Annotated in this window: 14 protein-coding genes and 1 pseudogene; 9 read left to right on the top strand and 6 right to left on the bottom strand. The window is 72.4% G+C overall.

Annotated elements, in window-relative coordinates; all coding sequences use genetic code 11:
- Positions 1 to 27 precede the first annotated feature (27 nt).
- From NMN56_RS15975 to NMN56_RS15965, 3 genes are all read left to right on the top strand, one after another.
- The gene (locus NMN56_RS15975) at positions 28 to 231 is read left to right on the top strand and encodes a hypothetical protein (protein WP_274039610.1); all 204 of its coding nucleotides are present in this window, start codon (positions 28 to 30) and stop codon (positions 229 to 231) included.
- A gap of 274 nt (positions 232 to 505) precedes the next feature.
- A complete protein-coding gene (locus NMN56_RS15970; protein ID WP_274039971.1) occupies positions 506 to 1,855 on the top strand; it encodes a radical SAM protein in 1,350 nt (449 codons plus the stop codon).
- 86 nt (positions 1,856 to 1,941) lie between these two features.
- Entirely contained in the window at positions 1,942 to 2,559 is a 618-nt protein-coding gene (locus tag NMN56_RS15965) for a dihydrofolate reductase family protein (RefSeq protein ID WP_274039611.1), read from the top strand.
- A gap of 72 nt (positions 2,560 to 2,631) precedes the next feature.
- Here the strand turns inward: NMN56_RS15965 and NMN56_RS15960 are convergent, their stop codons facing one another.
- Positions 2,632 to 3,147 (bottom strand): DinB family protein, encoded by a 516-nt coding sequence (locus tag NMN56_RS15960; protein WP_274039612.1) that lies wholly within the window; start codon positions 3,145 to 3,147, stop codon positions 2,632 to 2,634.
- A 188-nt stretch (positions 3,148 to 3,335) separates the two neighbouring features.
- Here NMN56_RS15960 and NMN56_RS15955 point away from each other — a divergent pair, with 188 nt between their 5' ends.
- Positions 3,336 to 4,178, top strand: a complete 843-nt coding sequence (locus NMN56_RS15955) for a GNAT family N-acetyltransferase (protein ID WP_274039613.1) — start codon at positions 3,336 to 3,338, stop codon at positions 4,176 to 4,178.
- Positions 4,179 to 4,198: 20 nt separating this feature from the next.
- Here NMN56_RS15955 and NMN56_RS15950 read toward each other — a convergent pair.
- Positions 4,199 to 4,762: pseudogene (locus NMN56_RS15950) on the bottom strand (Uma2 family endonuclease); the annotation flags it as partial.
- A 242-nt stretch (positions 4,763 to 5,004) separates the two neighbouring features.
- Between NMN56_RS15950 and NMN56_RS15945 the strand changes: the two are divergent.
- From NMN56_RS15945 to eda, 3 genes are all read left to right on the top strand, one after another.
- Entirely contained in the window at positions 5,005 to 6,606 is a 1,602-nt protein-coding gene (locus NMN56_RS15945; protein ID WP_274039614.1) for an FAD-binding oxidoreductase, read from the top strand.
- Between the two features lie 67 nt (positions 6,607 to 6,673).
- The gene (gene yaaA, locus NMN56_RS15940) at positions 6,674 to 7,498 is read left to right on the top strand and encodes a peroxide stress protein YaaA (protein ID WP_274039615.1); all 825 of its coding nucleotides are present in this window, start codon (positions 6,674 to 6,676) and stop codon (positions 7,496 to 7,498) included.
- A 156-nt stretch (positions 7,499 to 7,654) separates the two neighbouring features.
- Positions 7,655 to 8,332, top strand: coding sequence for a bifunctional 4-hydroxy-2-oxoglutarate aldolase/2-dehydro-3-deoxy-phosphogluconate aldolase (gene eda / locus NMN56_RS15935; protein WP_274039616.1), 678 nt, complete (start codon positions 7,655 to 7,657; stop codon positions 8,330 to 8,332).
- Between the two features lie 85 nt (positions 8,333 to 8,417).
- On the opposite strand, the gene NMN56_RS15930 is transcribed toward eda, so the two are convergent.
- The 4 genes from NMN56_RS15930 to NMN56_RS15915 all read right to left on the bottom strand — a co-directional run bounded on the left by NMN56_RS15930 (position 8,418) and on the right by NMN56_RS15915 (position 12,444).
- Complete coding sequence (locus NMN56_RS15930; protein ID WP_274039617.1) at positions 8,418 to 9,614, bottom strand: bifunctional RNase H/acid phosphatase; 1,197 nt, start codon at positions 9,612 to 9,614, stop codon at positions 8,418 to 8,420.
- Positions 9,611 to 10,354, bottom strand: coding sequence for a zinc ribbon domain-containing protein (locus NMN56_RS15925; protein WP_274039972.1), 744 nt, complete (start codon positions 10,352 to 10,354; stop codon positions 9,611 to 9,613). The genes NMN56_RS15930 and NMN56_RS15925 overlap by 4 nt, the downstream gene beginning before the upstream one ends.
- The gene (locus NMN56_RS15920) at positions 10,351 to 11,262 is read right to left on the bottom strand and encodes a Nif3-like dinuclear metal center hexameric protein (protein WP_274039618.1); all 912 of its coding nucleotides are present in this window, start codon (positions 11,260 to 11,262) and stop codon (positions 10,351 to 10,353) included. Before NMN56_RS15920 ends, NMN56_RS15925 begins: the two co-directional genes overlap by 4 nt.
- Before the next feature lie 135 nt (positions 11,263 to 11,397).
- Positions 11,398 to 12,444, bottom strand: coding sequence for an ABC transporter substrate-binding protein (locus tag NMN56_RS15915; protein ID WP_274039619.1), 1,047 nt, complete (start codon positions 12,442 to 12,444; stop codon positions 11,398 to 11,400).
- 344 nt (positions 12,445 to 12,788) lie between these two features.
- Here NMN56_RS15915 and NMN56_RS15910 point away from each other — a divergent pair, with 344 nt between their 5' ends.
- Together NMN56_RS15910 and NMN56_RS15905 are read left to right on the top strand one after the other, a co-directional pair.
- On the top strand, positions 12,789 to 14,408 hold the full coding sequence (locus NMN56_RS15910; protein ID WP_274039620.1) for a hypothetical protein: 1,620 nt from the start codon (positions 12,789 to 12,791) through the stop codon (positions 14,406 to 14,408).
- 94 nt (positions 14,409 to 14,502) lie between these two features.
- Entirely contained in the window at positions 14,503 to 14,703 is a 201-nt protein-coding gene (locus NMN56_RS15905; protein WP_274039621.1) for a hypothetical protein, read from the top strand.
- The last annotated feature ends 17 nt before the right edge of the window (positions 14,704 to 14,720 follow it).

Raw genomic sequence — 14,720 nt, 5'->3', positions numbered from 1 at the left:
GCCGGGGGCGGGGAGCAGTCTGGAGGTATGACTCCTCCGATCGTCGTGCACCCGCCGTCCGAGACCGGTGGACGGAAAGTGACCGCGCACACCGAGAGCCTCGGGTTCGCGCACGGGCCGAACGATGTGATCGAGTTTCTGCGCCGCGCCGGTCTGGACCCCTCGGACATCCAGCTGGACGATCCCAACCTCATCGAGTGGCGCGGCGGCGGCCCCGACGTGTGGAGCTGAGCGGCGCCCGCCCTCCCCCTCAGCGGAGCGGCCAGGCCCCCAGAGGCACCCGCACCGGCCGGCTCACGGACCGGCAGCGCCCTCATCAGCCCCGCTCACACGGCGAGTTGCGGCTGCCGGGCCGCCGGGCACAGCGGCCGGCGGCGGTCCGCCGCACGGCGGCGAGGAGCCGGGTGTGCGGCACCGGTGAGCGCCGGAGTACCGTCGGGTGAGCCCCAAGGGCCGTGAAGTGAGGAGCTTGTCACCCATGCCGCCAATGCTGCCCATCCCGTCGATGCCTTCGAAATCTTCGGCGCAGGAGAACCGGACCGAGCTGGTCGAGGACCTGATGGAGCGCTTTCCGCATGTTCCACGCGAGGCCGTGATCAAGGAGGACCTGCTCAGGGGCGGGATGGCGTTCGACGAGTCGGCGCTCAGCGGCAGCGAGGACGGCTCCGGTGAGGTCAAGCCGAAGTCGTACTTCATCTTCTCCTTCGACCACCGCACGCTCCCCGAGCTGGGTGCCGCTGCCCTGAACCGGCCGCCCGAGGAGATCGTGCTGACGGGCGGCGCCTACGACCTGCGGCGCACCGTGGTCTCCGTGCGCGTGAACCCGGACTCGCCGTACCGCGTGAAGGCCGGTGAGGACGGCTCGCTCGGGCTGTACCTGGACGGGCGCCGGATCGCGGACGTCGGGCTGCCGCCGATGCCGGACTACTACCGGCACAAGCTCTCCAACGGCAAGTCGGTGATGGAGGTCGCGCCGACGATCCAGTGGGGCTACCTGATCTATCTGACGGTCTTCCGGGTGTGCCAGTACTTCGGCGCCAAGGAGGAGTGCCAGTACTGCGACATCAACCACAACTGGCGCCAGCACAAGGCCGCGGGCCGCCCGTACACGGGTGTCAAGCCGGTCGAGGAGGTGCTGGAGGCGCTCCAGATCATCTCCGACCACGACACCCTCGGCGCCTCCAGCGCCTACACCCTCACCGGCGGTTCGATCACCTCGCAGGTGCAGGGCAAGGACGAGGCGGACTTCTACGGGCAGTACGCGAAGGCCATCGAGGAGCGCTTCCCCGGCCGCTGGACGGGCAAGGTCGTCGCGCAGGCGCTGCCCAGGGAGGACGTGCAGCGCTTCCACGACTACGGCATCCGCATCTACCACCCCAACTTCGAGGTGTGGGACAAGCAGCTGTTCGAGAAGTACTGCCCCGGCAAGGAGCGGTACGTCGGCCGTGAGGAGTGGCACCGCCGCATCCTCGACTCGGCCGAGGTCTTCGGGCCCCGCAACGTGATCCCGAACTTCGTCGCCGGTGTCGAGATGGCGGCGCCCTTCGGCTTCCACTCCGTGGACGAGGCCATCGCCTCCACCACCGAGGGCCTCGACTTCTTCATGGGCAACGGCATCATGCCCCGCTTCACCACCTGGTGCCCCGAGCCGACGACGCCGCTGGGCAGGAGCAACCCGCAGGGTGCGCCGCTGGAGTACCACATCCGCCTGCTGGACGCCTACCGCTCGGCGATGGAGCGGCACGGGCTGTCCTCGCCCCCCGGATACGGTCCCGCCGGCGCGGGGCGCGCGGTCTTCTCCGTCAGCTCGTTCATGGACACGCTGCCCGCCGAGGAGGGCACGCCGGTCGCCTGACAGTCGATGAGTTTCCCCGCCCGGCCTGGTCTCTTGTGTGCGTACGTTCGGCACGAGGCCGGGCCGGTGACGAGGAGACGAGTGACATGGCGAAGGTGACCCTGACGACCTTCCTGACGGTCGACGGCGTGATGCAGGGGCCCGGCGGCCCCGACGAGGACACGAGCGACGGCTTCGACCTCGGCGGCTGGGTCACGCCCTACGTCGGTGACGACATGATGCGCCACGTGCAGGGCATCTTCGACCGTGCCGACGCCTTCCTGCTGGGCCGTACGACGTACGGGCTGTTCGCCGGCCACTGGCCGCAGGTCAGCGACGAGGAGGACCCGCACGTCGCCAAGCGGCTCAACACCCTGCCCAAGTACGTCGCTTCCCGCACGCTGGACCATCTGGAGTGGCAGCGCTCCACCCTTCTGGGCGGCGATGTCATCGACGCGGTGCGCAAGCTCAAGGAGCAGCCAGGCCGGGAGATCCAGGTGCACGGCAGCCGCCTGCTCGCCCAGTCCCTCATGGCCCACGACCTGATCGACGAGTACAACTTGTTCGTCTTCCCGGTCCTGCTGGGCAAAGGGAAGCGCCTGTTCGCCGACGGCACCCTCCCCACCGGGCTCCGCCTCACCGAGTCCTCCGTCACGCCCGAGAGCATCACGGTCCAGACCTACGTGCCCACCGGCCGCCCGACGTTCGCGGAGTACGGCGCATGAGCCGTGCACCGGGCGGCGGCGCGTGAGCGGGCCCTCCGGGGCCCGGCAGGCACGGCTCGTGCGGTCAGGGTTCTAGCGGCCGATCGCGCCGTCCGTCTGTTCGCGGAGGATGTCGGCGTGGCCCGCGTGCCGCGCCGTCTCCTCGATCATGTGGACGAGCACCCAGCGCATCGAGGGCGGCGCCTTCGGCCGGGGCGAGCGCGCGCCGGGGCGAGTGAGATCGTCGCAGGCGAGGACGATCTCGTTGGACTCGCGGATCGCCTCCCTGTAGGCGGCGACCACATCGGCGGTGGTCTCGTTCTCGGCGACGGGGCCGGGACGGGAGTCGGGCTTCTCCTCGCCCCGCCCCGCGTAACCCCACACGAACCACATGCGTTCGACGGCCGTCAGATGCTTGACCAGTCCCAACAGGCTGGTGCCCGAAGGGACACCAGGGGTACGCCCCACCTCGTCGGTGACCCCGACCGCCTTCGCCGCCAACGCGTCCCGCACGTAGTCGAGAAACGCCAGCAGTGTCGCCTTCTCACCCTCGGCCTCGTCCGGCGCCGGCACGTCACCGCGCGCCGTTGCTCCCGTCACATCAGTCATGCCGCCGACTGTAACCGGACGGGGGCGGCGTTGCGCGGTACGGCAGGTCACGTCCCGCGGGGCCGGGCAGGCGGCGGGCTCCAGCAGGCGCCCGTACGCAGCGGGAACACCAAGTGCCGCCCGAGCCGGGAGCCTTGGTGCGGGGAATTCGCTGGCGGTGCGGCACGGGGGCTGGTTGGGTGCGGGTGGTGACCACCCCCGCCCCTCCACTGGCCCGTATCGAGGCGTATCTGGACGCCGTGCCCCGGGTTTCGGGGCGCGCGGAGGACTTCGGGCCGCTGACGCTGTTCGTCGCCGAAGCGGGCTCACCGTTCCCGTACTACGCACGGCCCACCCCCGGCTGGGCCGGTACGGGTGCGGGCGCGGGCGACGTGCGCCGCGTACGCGAGCGGCAGCGCGAACTGGGGCTGCCCGAGAGCTTCGAGTGGATCGGCGAGAACGCGCCCGCGCTGCGCGGTGCGGCCGAGGACGCCGGGCTCGCGGTGCGGGAACGGCCGTTGATGCTCCTCGACCCGGGACGCGCACCCGTCCCTGCGGCGGGCCCGCCATGTGCCCGCGTACTCGCCCCCGGCGACCCCGCGCTCCCCAGCGCCCTCGCCGTACCGCACCTCGCCTTCGCCGAACCGGGCACCCGGGCGCGAGAGGGCCTCCCGACGCTCGCGGACGCCGTGCGCCTGCACGCGCCTCCGCAGGCCGTCATCCGCGCCGCCGACCGGATACGTGCAGGTCACACGGTGGTCGCCGCCGCGCTCGACGAGGGCGGACAGGCTCTGTGCGCGGGCCAGTTGCTGCCCCTGGGCCCCACGACGGAACTGGTCGCCATCGGCACCCTCCCTGGCGCCCGGCGCCGCGGCCTGGGCGCCGCGGTCACCGGAACGCTGGTCGCCGAGGCCCACAGACGCGGGCTGACGACCGTCTTCCTCATGGCCACCGACGACAGGGTGGCCCGCCTCTACGCCCGCCACGGCTTCCGCGTCACCGGCACGGCCACCTTCGCCGAACCAGCACCGGCTCCCTCACCGCCGGCGTGACGGACGCACCGGATTCGGGCGAACTCTGTGGTGTCCAGCGTCATCGAGAACGGCGCCGGCAACTCGATCTCCTTGCCGAAGGGCACGGTGGTGACCTGCCGGTAGTCGTCCTGTTCCGGTTCGCTGAACAGCGTCAGAGAGGACTTCTCCCGGTCCACCAGGAGGTAGAGGGGGATACCGCCCAGCGCGTAGCAGTGCCGCTTCGCCGTACGGTCCCGCTCGGCCTTGGTCGAGGTCACCTCGGCGACCATCGCCACACCGTCACAGGGCATCCAGGGCTCGGCACCCCAGAACAAGCCACGGTCGGCGGAAGCCCATGTGCCGTCGGGGATCGCGAAGTTCTTTGTGCACAGTCCTCCTCGGGGCAGTCTGAGCCCCTTGTTCCCGGAGAAGTCCATGTCCGTGGCCGACTTACGAACAACCTGCCGCAGCAGCATGCTGCTGTAGGCCTCGTGGTCCCCATCCGGTGGCGGCGTCACGACGATGTCGCCCTTGATGAACTCGGCCCGGTAGCCCTCGGGCGTACCCAGGGCCAAGAAGCCCTCCAGCAGGAGTTCTTCCTGCGAAAGCGACGCGTGTGCCATGGCTGTCATGTCGCACCCTTTCCTTGGTCGGCACAACTGTCGGCCGCCAAGAGGATCGGTGCCGGGGGACGGATCGTCGTTCACCTGAACGTGGCACACACTCGTCACACGGCCGGAGTCGTGCGCGGAACCGGTGTGTTCGCACACCCGTCCCCGTACGGCGGGAAGGATCACCGTCCGTACGGCGGAAGGGGACGCCGGCCTCTGTCGGCACGGGCAGCGAGAGCGGAGGGGCATCGGGGATGGCGAAGACGCGGCGGGGGTTGTTGCGGGTGGCGGCGGGAGCGGGGCTCGCGCTGGCGGGCGGGGGCGCGGCGATGACGGCGTTCCGCGCGCACGGCGACGGCGGTGGCGGTGGCGGTGGCGGTGGCGGTGGCGGTGGCGGTGGCGGTGACAAGGGTGGGCGCAGGGGCGGGGGCCCTGCGTGGGATGCGCTCGGTGCGGGGATGGACGGGACGCTGCTGCGGCCCGGTGACCGTCACTTCACGGCGGCGCGCAAGCTGTTCAACCCCCGCTACGACACGGTGCGGCCCGCCGCTGTCGCCTACTGCGCCGGTCCCGGTGACGTGAGCGAATGCCTCGCGTTCGCGCGGCGGCACGGGGTGGAGGTCGCGGTGCGCAGCGGCGGCCACTCGTACGCGGGCTGGTCCAGCGGCACGGGCAGGCTCGTGATCGACGTGCAGAAGATGGCGCGGGTGTCCGCTTCGGGGCGTACGGCGAAGGTGGGGGCCGGAGCCAAACTCATCGATGTGTACGAGGAGTTGGCGGCGCACAAGCGGACGATACCGGGAGGTACGTGTCCCACGGTCGGGGTCTCCGGCCTCGCGCTGGGCGGCGGTATCGGCGTGGTGGCCCGCGCGTACGGGCTGACCTCGGACAGCGTGACGGGCGCCCGTGTCGTCACGGCCGACGGTGAGCTGCGTGAGGCGACCGAGGACAGCGACGCCGATCTGCTCTGGGCGCTGCGCGGTGCGGGGAACGGGAACTTCGGCGTGGTCACCTCGCTCGACTTCCGTACGCATGTGGCGCCGCCCTGCGTGACCTTCTTCCTCTCCTGGCCGTGGGCCGGCGCGGCTGCCGTGGTGCGGGAGTGGCAGCGCTGGGCGCCCATGGCCCCCGAGGAGATATGGGCCAACCTGCATCTGTCGGCGCCCGTCGGCGGGCGGCCGGGCACGGTGCGCATGGGCGGCCTCTCGCTCGGTGCGCGCTCCGAGGTGGAGAACCATCTGGACCGGCTCGCTGACCGCGTGGGTGTGCCCGCCTCCTCCGTCTCCGTGACTCCGCACGGCTTCATGGACGCGATGAAGGTCATGGCAGGTGTCTCGGGCTGGACCCTGGCGCAGGCGCACCAGCGCGGCACGCTGCCTGGACGTACGAAGCGGGGCAAGGTCGCGCGCCAGTCGTACGCGGCGCGCTCGGACTTCTACACCCGTAGCCTCCCCGACGGCGGCATCGGCGCGCTGCTCGCCCGTATCGAGCGGCTGGCGCTGCTGGGCGGGGGCGGCAGCGGGACCGTGGCGCTGGACGCGCTGGGCGGGGCCGTCAACCGCGTGCGGCCCGACGCGACCGCTTTCGTGCACCGGGACGCGCGTTTCCTGGCGCAGTACCTCATCCAATGGCCGGACTCGGCGCGTGCCACGACGGTCGCGGCGCACCGTGCCTGGCTGGACGCCACGCACACCGCGATGCGCCCGTGGGCCAGCGGCTTCGCGTACCAGAACTACGCCGATCCGGCCCTGCCCGGCTGGCGTCACGCCTACTACGGCGCCAACGCGGAGCGGCTGGCGAAGGTCAAGTCCGTCTACGACCCCGAGCGGGTCTTCACCCACCCCCAGGCGATCTGAGGGCGCCGCACACGCTCCCCGTACCCTGGCGGTCGCACCGTCGTCGTACGTACCGAGGAGAAGCGCCGTGCTCGTGCTGTTGCCGCCGTCCGAGGGGAAGGCCGAGGGCGGAAAGGGCCGCCCGCTGGACCTGGAGTCGCTCTCGCTGCCCGGGCTGACAGAGGCGCGCGCGACGGTGCTGGACGAGCTGGTGGAGCTGTGCGGCGGTTCCCTGGACGACACAGACGACACCGAGAAGGCGCGCGCGGTACTCGGGCTGAGCGAGGGGCTGCGAGGCGAGATCGCCAAGAACGCGGCGCTGCGTACGGCGCCCGCACTGCCCGCTGGTGAGATCTACACGGGCGTCCTGTACGACGCGCTGGGCCTGGCGACGCTGGACGCAGCGGCCAAGCGCAGGGCGGGGCGCTCGCTCCTGGTGTTCTCCGCGCTGTGGGGCGCGGTCGGTGTGCGGGACCGTATCCCCTCCTACCGCCTCTCGGGCGGCGTGAAGCTGCCGGGTGCCGGGCCGCTGGGCGCCTACTGGCGCCGCCCGCTGGAAGCGGTGCTGCCCGAGGCCGCCGGCGGCGGGCTGGTGCTGGACCTGCGCTCCTCCGCCTACGCGAACATGTGGAAGCCGCGGGGAGAGCAGGCCCGGCGGACGGCGACGGTGCGGGTGCTGCAGTCGAAGACGGTCGGCGGGGTCGAAAAGCGTTCCGTGGTCAGCCACTTCAACAAGGCGACGAAGGGCCGCATCGTCCGCACCCTGCTGACCGAGGGCGCCGCACCGAAGACACCCGCCGCGCTGGCGGAGACCCTGCGGGAGCTGGGCTACACCGTGGAGAGCGCCGCGGGCCCGAGCAGCGGCAAGCAGCAGGGCCCGACCGGACTCGATGTGATCGTCACCGAGCTGTAGCCGGCACGGGCGGTGCGCGTCGCGGGCCGTACGGGCGGTGCGCGTCGCGGCCGTACCGGCGGTGCGCGTCGCGGCCGTACGGGCGAGCCGGGCACGCGGTTGCACTGTGCGCAACGCGCATTGCGCACAGTGTCGCGCGGGGGCAGGATGAACGGCATGACCCCCTCCGTGCCCGCCGCCCCCTCCGGCTCCGCTTCCGCCGGCTCGACCCCCGCCCGTTCGGTGCTCGATCTGGCCCCCGTCATCCCGGTCGTCGTGCTCGACGATCCCCAGGACGCCGTGCCGCTCGCGCGGGCCCTGGTCGCCGGCGGGCTGCCCGCCATCGAGGTCACCCTGCGCACCCCGGCGGCCCCCGGTGCGATACGGGCCATCGCGGACGCCGTACCCGAGGCGGTCGTGGGCGCGGGCACGGTGATCAACGCCGACGGTGTCCGTACGGCGGTCGAGGCGGGGGCACGCTTCCTGGTCAGCCCGGGGTGGACGGATCAACTCCTGGGCGCCATGCGGGAGTCGGGGCTGCCGATCCTGCCGGGGGTCTCCACCACGTCGGAGGTCGTGGCGCTGCTGGAGCGCGGCGTGACGGAGATGAAGTTCTTCCCCGCCGAGGCGGCGGGCGGCACCGCGTACCTCAAGTCCCTCGCCTCGCCGCTCCCCCAGGCCCGCTTCTGTCCGACGGGCGGCGTGTCCGAGGCCAACGCTCCCGCCTATCTCGCGCTGCCCAACGTCGCCTGCGTGGGCGGCACGTGGATGCTGCCGCAGGACGCGCTCGCGCAGAAGGACTGGGACCGCGTGCGCCGTCTGGCGGCCCACGCCTCCGGGATCTCCGCCGGCTAGACGGACCCGGACGGCCCGCCACCGCCGCCGCCTCGCGAGAGGGAGGCAGGCGGCGGGGAGCGGCAGGCGGCGGCGAGTACCGCGCCTAACGCAGGTGGCCCGTGTCGTTGAGGAGCCGCAGCGACGCGTTGCCGTCGCCGTAGTAGGCCACCGACGACAGGGAAGCCGCCGACAGTTCCATGCGGAACAGCGACTCAGGAGGGGCGCCGAGGGCGAGACGTACGAGTGTCTTCACGGGCGTCACGTGGGTGACCAGCAGGACCGTACGGTTCGCGTAACGGGCCAGCAGCTTGTCGCGGGAGAGCGCGACGCGGCGGGCCACGGCCTCGAACGACTCACCGCCGCCCGTCGGCTGGGCCGCCGGTGAGCCCAGCCATGCCTGGAGATCGTCGGGGTGGCGCTCGCGCACCTCGGCGAAGGTCAGCCCCTCCCAGTCGCCGAAGTCGGTCTCGCGCAGCCCCTCGTCCGTGCGGACGGGGAGGCCGAGACGGGCGGCGACGGTCTCCGCCGTCTGCCGGCAGCGGCGCAGCGGCGAGGTGACGATCGCCTGGACCGTGCCCTGCGCGGCGAGCGCCTGGGCAGCGGCCTCGGCCTGCTTGCGGCCGGCGGCCGAGAGTTCGGGGTCGGTGCCGCCGCTGCCGGAGAAGCGCTTCTCGGGGGTCATCACCGTCTCGCCGTGCCGGAGCAGGACGAAGGTGGTCGGGGTGCCCATGTCGGCCCAGCCGACGGTGGCAGGCGCGGCCGAGGGGCCTGGCGCGGGCGCCTCGGGTGCGGGGGGCACGGGCGCGAGGTCCACCGTGCCGGCGGGAGCCGCGTCCAGTTCGGCCGTCGAGGCGCCCGCCTCCCACTGCTCGCCGCGCTTGCCCGCGTCCATCGCCTCGTTGGCGAGGCGGTCGGCGTGCTTGTTCTTCTCGCGCGGAATCCACTCGTAGGTGACGGCCTCGCGCGGATATATGCCGCCGGCCTCGGCCGCCAGCGGGCGCATGTCGGGGTGCTTGATCTTCCAGCGCCCCGACATCTGCTCGACGACGAGCTTGGAGTCCATCCGGACGACGACGGCCGCTTCCGGGTCGAGTTCCCGTGCGGCGCGCAGCCCGGCGACCAGGCCCCGGTACTCGGCGACGTTGTTGGTGGCGCGGCCGATGAACTCGGCCGTCTCGCGCAGGGTTTCACCCGACTCCGCGTCCTTGACGACGGCGCCGTACCCGGCGGGACCCGGGTTGCCCCGGGAGCCGCCGTCGGCCTCGACGACGAAGGTACGGCGGGCCTGCGCACCCGTCACAGGCCGGACTCCGGGGTACGCACGAGGATGCGGCGGCAGTTCTCGCAGCGCAGCACCTCGTCGGGTGCGGCGGCGCGTACGTCGTTGACCTCGGTGATGTTCAGCTCCAGGCGGCAGCCCTCGCAGCGGCGCTGATAGAGCTTCGCCGCACCGACGCCGCCCTCGCGCGCGCGGATCTTGTCGTAGAGCTTGAGCAGGTCGTCGGGTACGACGGCTGCGATGGTGTCCCGCTCCGCACCCGCCCTGGTGATCTCGGCGTCGATCTCGGCGACGGCGGCGTCCCTGCGGCCCATGGCGTCCTGGACCCTGGCGCCCACCGACTCGACGCGCTCGGTGAGTTCGGCGGCACGCTCCTGCACCGACTCGCGGCGCTCCATGACCTCCAGGACGACGTCCTCCAGGTCACCCTGGCGCTTGGCCAGCGAGACGATCTCGCTCTGGAGGCTCTCCAGGTCCTTGGGGTTGGTGACGGCTCCCGAGTCCAGTCGCTTCTGGTCACGGGTGGCGCGCTGGCGCACCTGGTCGACGTCCTGTTCCGCCTTGGTCTGTTCGCGGGCGGTGTCGCTCTCCTCGGTCTGCGCGGCGACGAGCAGGTCGCGCAGCTGGGCGAGGTCGGCGTCGAGCCGCTGGATCTCCTCGTGCTCCGGCAGATTGTTGCGCTTGTACGCGAGCTGCGTCAGGCGCGTGTCGAGGGCCTGGACGTCGAGCAGGCGGATCTGGTCGGCGGGCGCGGCGTTCAGTTGGGGGCTCCCGGTGTGTGGTCGTGTACGGGTGACGTCGAGGACGCGGGGGAAGTCGGGGAGGCGACGCTTGCTGCGTGCGCCGTCCACGGGTCGGTGACGGTGCGCGAGACATAGGTGCGCAGGTCCCAGCCCTTGCGGTCGGCGAGGGCGTCGAGCTGCGCTGCCGCCTGCTCGCACCAGGGCCACTCGGTGGCGAAGTGCGCGGCGTCGACGAGCGCGAGCGGGGAGTGCTCCCGGGCCTCCGATGCGGGGTGGTGGCGCAGGTCGGCGGTGAGGTAGGCGTCGACGCCGGCGGCGCGTACGGCGTCGAAGAGGCCGTCGCCCGAGCCGCCGCACACGGCGACGGTACGGATCAGCCGGTCACGGTCCCCCGCGGCGCGGATGCCCTGCGCCGTGACGGGCAGCCGCGCGGCTGCCAGCTCGGCGAACTCGGCCAGCGGCAGCGGCCGGTCCAGCTCGCAGATCCGGCCGAGGCCGCGGCGCCCGGCGGGGTCGGTGGTGTCAGGGACGAGCGGGCCGACGACGCGCACACCGAGCGCGCCGGCGAGGGCGTCGGAGACGCCGGGGTCGGCCGTGTCCGCGTTGGTGTGCGCGGCGAGCAGCGCGACACCGTTCTTGACCAGGGTGTGCACGACCCGGCCCTTGAAGGTGTCGGCCGCGACCGTGGTGGTGCCGCGCAGATACAACGGGTGGTGGGTGACGAGCAGTTCGGCACCGAGCCTGACGGCCTCGTCGGCGATCTCCTGTACGGGGTCGACGGCGAACAGGACGCGCGTGACCCGCGCTTCGGGGTTCGCGACGTCGCCGCACACCGCTCCGACGGCGTCCCACTGCTCCGCGCGTTCGCGCGGCCACAGAGCGTCGAGCGCTGCGATGACATCCGGGAGTGAGGGCTGTGCTGGCACGTGCGCAAGGCTACCTGTCGGTGCCGGAGTGGGGGCTCGCCCGGTCGGTACGGATCGGACGGCCCCCGGCACCGGCTCCCGCACCGGCCGGAAGCGCACGCCGCTTCGCACGTGACCCGGCGCGTGACGCGCGCGTTACGTGAGGTGACCGCGCAGGTCGGCGAGGACCTTGTCGGCCGCTGTGACGCCGAGGCCGAGGTACCAGGTCTCGTCGGCCACGTCCTCCGCCTGTCCCTTCCTGACCGCGCCGAGCTTCTTCCACAGGGGGCTGTCCTGCGCCTTGGCACGGTCGGTCTTCTTGGGGTCGCCGTAGGCGGCCGTGAAGATCCAGTCGGCGTCGGCCTCGTCCATACGCTCCGGGCTGATCTCCGTGGCAAGGTCGTTGACCTGCTGGTTCTTGGGGCGCGGAAGGCCGACGTCGTGCAGGACGGTGCCGATGAACGAGGCCCTCGCGTAGAGGCGGATCATGCCCGGCATGTAGCGGACCATCGAGACCGTCGGCTTCTTCTCGCCGAGGTCGTCACCGAGCTTCTTCGCCTTCTTCTCGTACGCGCCGAGCTTGGCCTGTGCCTGCTTGGTGCGGTCGAGGGCCGCGGCGTTCAGAAGGTAGTTCTCCTTCCAGGTGAAGCCGGGGCGGATGGAGAAGACGGTGGGCGCGATGGCGGAGAGCTGCTTGTACTTGTCGGCGGCGCGCAGCTGGCTGCCGAGGATGAGGTCGGGCTTCAGCGCGGCGATGGCCTCAAGGTTGAGGTTGTTGATGGTGCCGACGTTCTTGGGGCTGCCCGCTTCCTTCTTGAGGTAGCTCGGGATGGCGTTGCCGCCCTCGGTGGGCGCGAGGCCGACCGGCTTGAAGCCGAGCGAGACGGCGTTGTCGAACTCGCCGACGTCCAGCACGACGACCCGCTCGGGCTGCTTCTTGATCTCGGTCTTGCCCATGGCGTGCTTGATGGTGCGCGGGAACTGGCCCGCCTTGGCCCGGGTACCGAAGGAGGCGGTCTTCTTGGCCGCGCTCGCGAACTCGTCGCCGCCCTGCGCCACCTTCTCCTTGGACGTGCCCTTGCCGCCCGAGGCGCCGCTGTCGCCGTCCCCTGAGGAACCGCAGGCGGTGAGCGCCAGCGCGGCGGCGAGGGAAAGGGCGACGGCGGCGGTGGCGCGCTTGCCGCCGCTCGGACGTATGGACATGTGGCACTCCGTGCTTCTTCGGGCAAGCCGGGCGCACCCGGCATCACTTAGGCGGACCTTACTCAAGCCGAAACGGGCAGCGACATCAACCCGCGCCCCTGTGTCCTCCACCACCGCGCGGCGCCCCGGGCGAGGCCGTTCCGCCGCCTTCCCGGTGACTCTTCGTGACGGCGGTACGCGACTCTTCGTGACGTCGCGGCAGGGCTTTCCGTACCGCCAGCACAGCCGGGCCTGCCCTCTCAGGCGAACCCCGTACCTCGTCACCCTTACGTGTGAAGCGCTTCAGCTCGCGCTGTTCGAGCCCGAGCCCGGCACCTAGCTTCGTCACTGGAGGTGATCGCAACATGGCTGCGAGTGACCCGAGAGTCATGGCCGAGAGCTTCACGGTCGCGGCGGACGGCTCCTACGCCGCCCGGCTCAGCGCGAGTCCGGGCTCCGAACTCTGGTACCCGGAGCGCTGGACGCTGGGTGGCCCGGAGCCCTACGCGGTACCGCTGCCCGTGGAGCAGCCCGAGGAGGCGGACAGTTCGGTGCTGCCGCTCTCGGACGGGCGGGTGCTCATCACGCGCCGGGCCGGCGCACGGTACGCGTTCGCGCTGCTGTACCCCTCGGGGCCCGACACGGGAGAGCGGCGCCTGGGAACCGTGGAGGCCGACCGGCTCTCCCTGCTGCCGCCGGCGCCGTGCGGCACCCGCGCCTACGCGCTGACTCCCGAGGAGGACGAACGTTCCACCACCGTCTGGCTCGTGGCGGGCGGCGCCTCCCGAACCCCGGAGCCCGTGGCACGCGTGCGGGGCCTCTGCACGGGCGGGGCCTGGCTGGACCGCGAGGGACAACTGCTGGCCGTCGACCGTACGGAGGGCGAGCGCGCGCCCACCAAGACCGTGGCCGTCGACCTCGGCAGGGGCGGCGAGGTCTCCCCGCTGCTCCAGATCACCGAGGACAGCAACGACCGGCTGCTGCTCGCCGACCCGTACAGCGGGCTGCTGCTCGTACGCTCCGACGCCCCCGGTGAGGACCGGTTGGCCTGGGGTGTGCTGGGCAGCCACCGGCCGGTGCGCTTCCCCGAGGCGCTGCATCCGGCGAACACACGGCTGACGCCGTTCGCCGTTCAGCCGGGACAGGCGCTGCTGCCCGAGCGGTGCGGGGTGGCGCTGCGCGTGGACGCGGCGACCGGGACGTGGCTGGCCGTATGGCGGCCAGGGCTCAAGGAGTTGCGGCACATCGCGGGCCCGCCCGGGTGGCTGACGGGCAACGGGCTGTGGACGGCCGACGGCGAACTGCACGTCCCCTACTCCACGACCCATGTGCCCTGCGGCCTCGCCCGGCTGCGCACTCCGCTCCCCGATCCCACCGCGCCGACCACGCGGCACACACCGGAGAGCACGGTGGCACCTGTCCCGAACGCACGGGAGGCGGCGGCGTCCGAGCACACGGGCGAGGGCAGGACCGGAACCGGGGCCGGAACCGGGGCCGGAACCGGGGCGGGAGCGGGGACCGCGCCCGGGACCGCGCCCGGAGTCGGAGCGGGACCCGCGCCAGGGACCGGGCCCACGCCCGGGTCCGTGCCCGGGTCCGGGTCCGTGCCCGGGTCCGGCGGTGCGCCTGGGTCCGAGCCCCCGGGAGAGCCGGGCAGCGGCGGCGTGCCGGGGCCGGCGCCCGCACCCGAGGCCCCGCCGCCGGGGTCACCGGGATCACCTGGGCCGCCGTCGCCGCAGCCGCCCGCGCCGCGGATCGCGCCGCAGGCGCCCCCTGATCCGGGCCCGGGACACCGTGCCGCGCCACCGGAGGACGTCACGGGTCTGCAACATCACGATCACGGAGTACGGCACTCCGGACTGCTCGGTTCCGGTGGCTTCGGAGCCGTCTCCGCAGGCGGCACAGGGGCGTTCGGGGCCTTGGGGGAACCGGCCTCGAAACCCGTGCCGTTGCAGCAGGCCCCGCTGACGACCGGGATGTCGTGATCCGAGGGGCGAAACCGTGTGAGCGATGATCGCGCGCGTCGTTAAACTCCGCCGGGTACGACGGAAGCAACAGATTCACGGAGTTACGTTCGCGATGTCCGACACCCAGACCGAGACGCCCAGCCACGAGCAGACGGCCGGCGAGGGGACGCACGGGGGAAAGCACAGGGGCCAGGCCGCCGGTTCCGAGGAACAGCGGAACCTTCCCGCGCAGGGCCGCCACCGCCGCCCCGCGCAGTCCCAGTCCTGTGACCCGTCGGCCCAGCCCGGCCAGTCCACTTCGTCCGCCGCCTGACCAGCGCCCGACGACAC

Source organism: Streptomyces iconiensis (genome assembly GCF_028657195.3).
In the GTDB taxonomy this organism is placed as follows: Bacteria; Actinomycetota; Actinomycetes; order Streptomycetales; family Streptomycetaceae; genus Streptomyces; species Streptomyces iconiensis.
The sequence above is the reverse complement of the archived record's forward strand: the minus strand, read 5'-3'. Positions and strand labels throughout refer to the sequence as shown.

Coding starts and splice junctions, on each gene's coding strand:
- NMN56_RS15960 (WP_274039612.1), bottom strand. CDS start 3,147: ATGACTGATGTGACGGGAGCAACGGCGCGCGGTGACGTGCCGGCGCCG.
- NMN56_RS15910 (WP_274039620.1), top strand. CDS start 12,789: ATGGCTGCGAGTGACCCGAGAGTCATGGCCGAGAGCTTCACGGTCGCG.
- NMN56_RS15965 (WP_274039611.1), top strand. CDS start 1,942: ATGGCGAAGGTGACCCTGACGACCTTCCTGACGGTCGACGGCGTGATG.
- NMN56_RS15945 (WP_274039614.1), top strand. CDS start 5,005: ATGGCGAAGACGCGGCGGGGGTTGTTGCGGGTGGCGGCGGGAGCGGGG.
- NMN56_RS15975 (WP_274039610.1), top strand. CDS start 28: ATGACTCCTCCGATCGTCGTGCACCCGCCGTCCGAGACCGGTGGACGG.
- NMN56_RS15970 (WP_274039971.1), top strand. CDS start 506: ATGCCTTCGAAATCTTCGGCGCAGGAGAACCGGACCGAGCTGGTCGAG.
- NMN56_RS15905 (WP_274039621.1), top strand. CDS start 14,503: ATGTCCGACACCCAGACCGAGACGCCCAGCCACGAGCAGACGGCCGGC.
- NMN56_RS15915 (WP_274039619.1), bottom strand. CDS start 12,444: ATGTCCATACGTCCGAGCGGCGGCAAGCGCGCCACCGCCGCCGTCGCC.
- eda (WP_274039616.1), top strand. CDS start 7,655: ATGACCCCCTCCGTGCCCGCCGCCCCCTCCGGCTCCGCTTCCGCCGGC.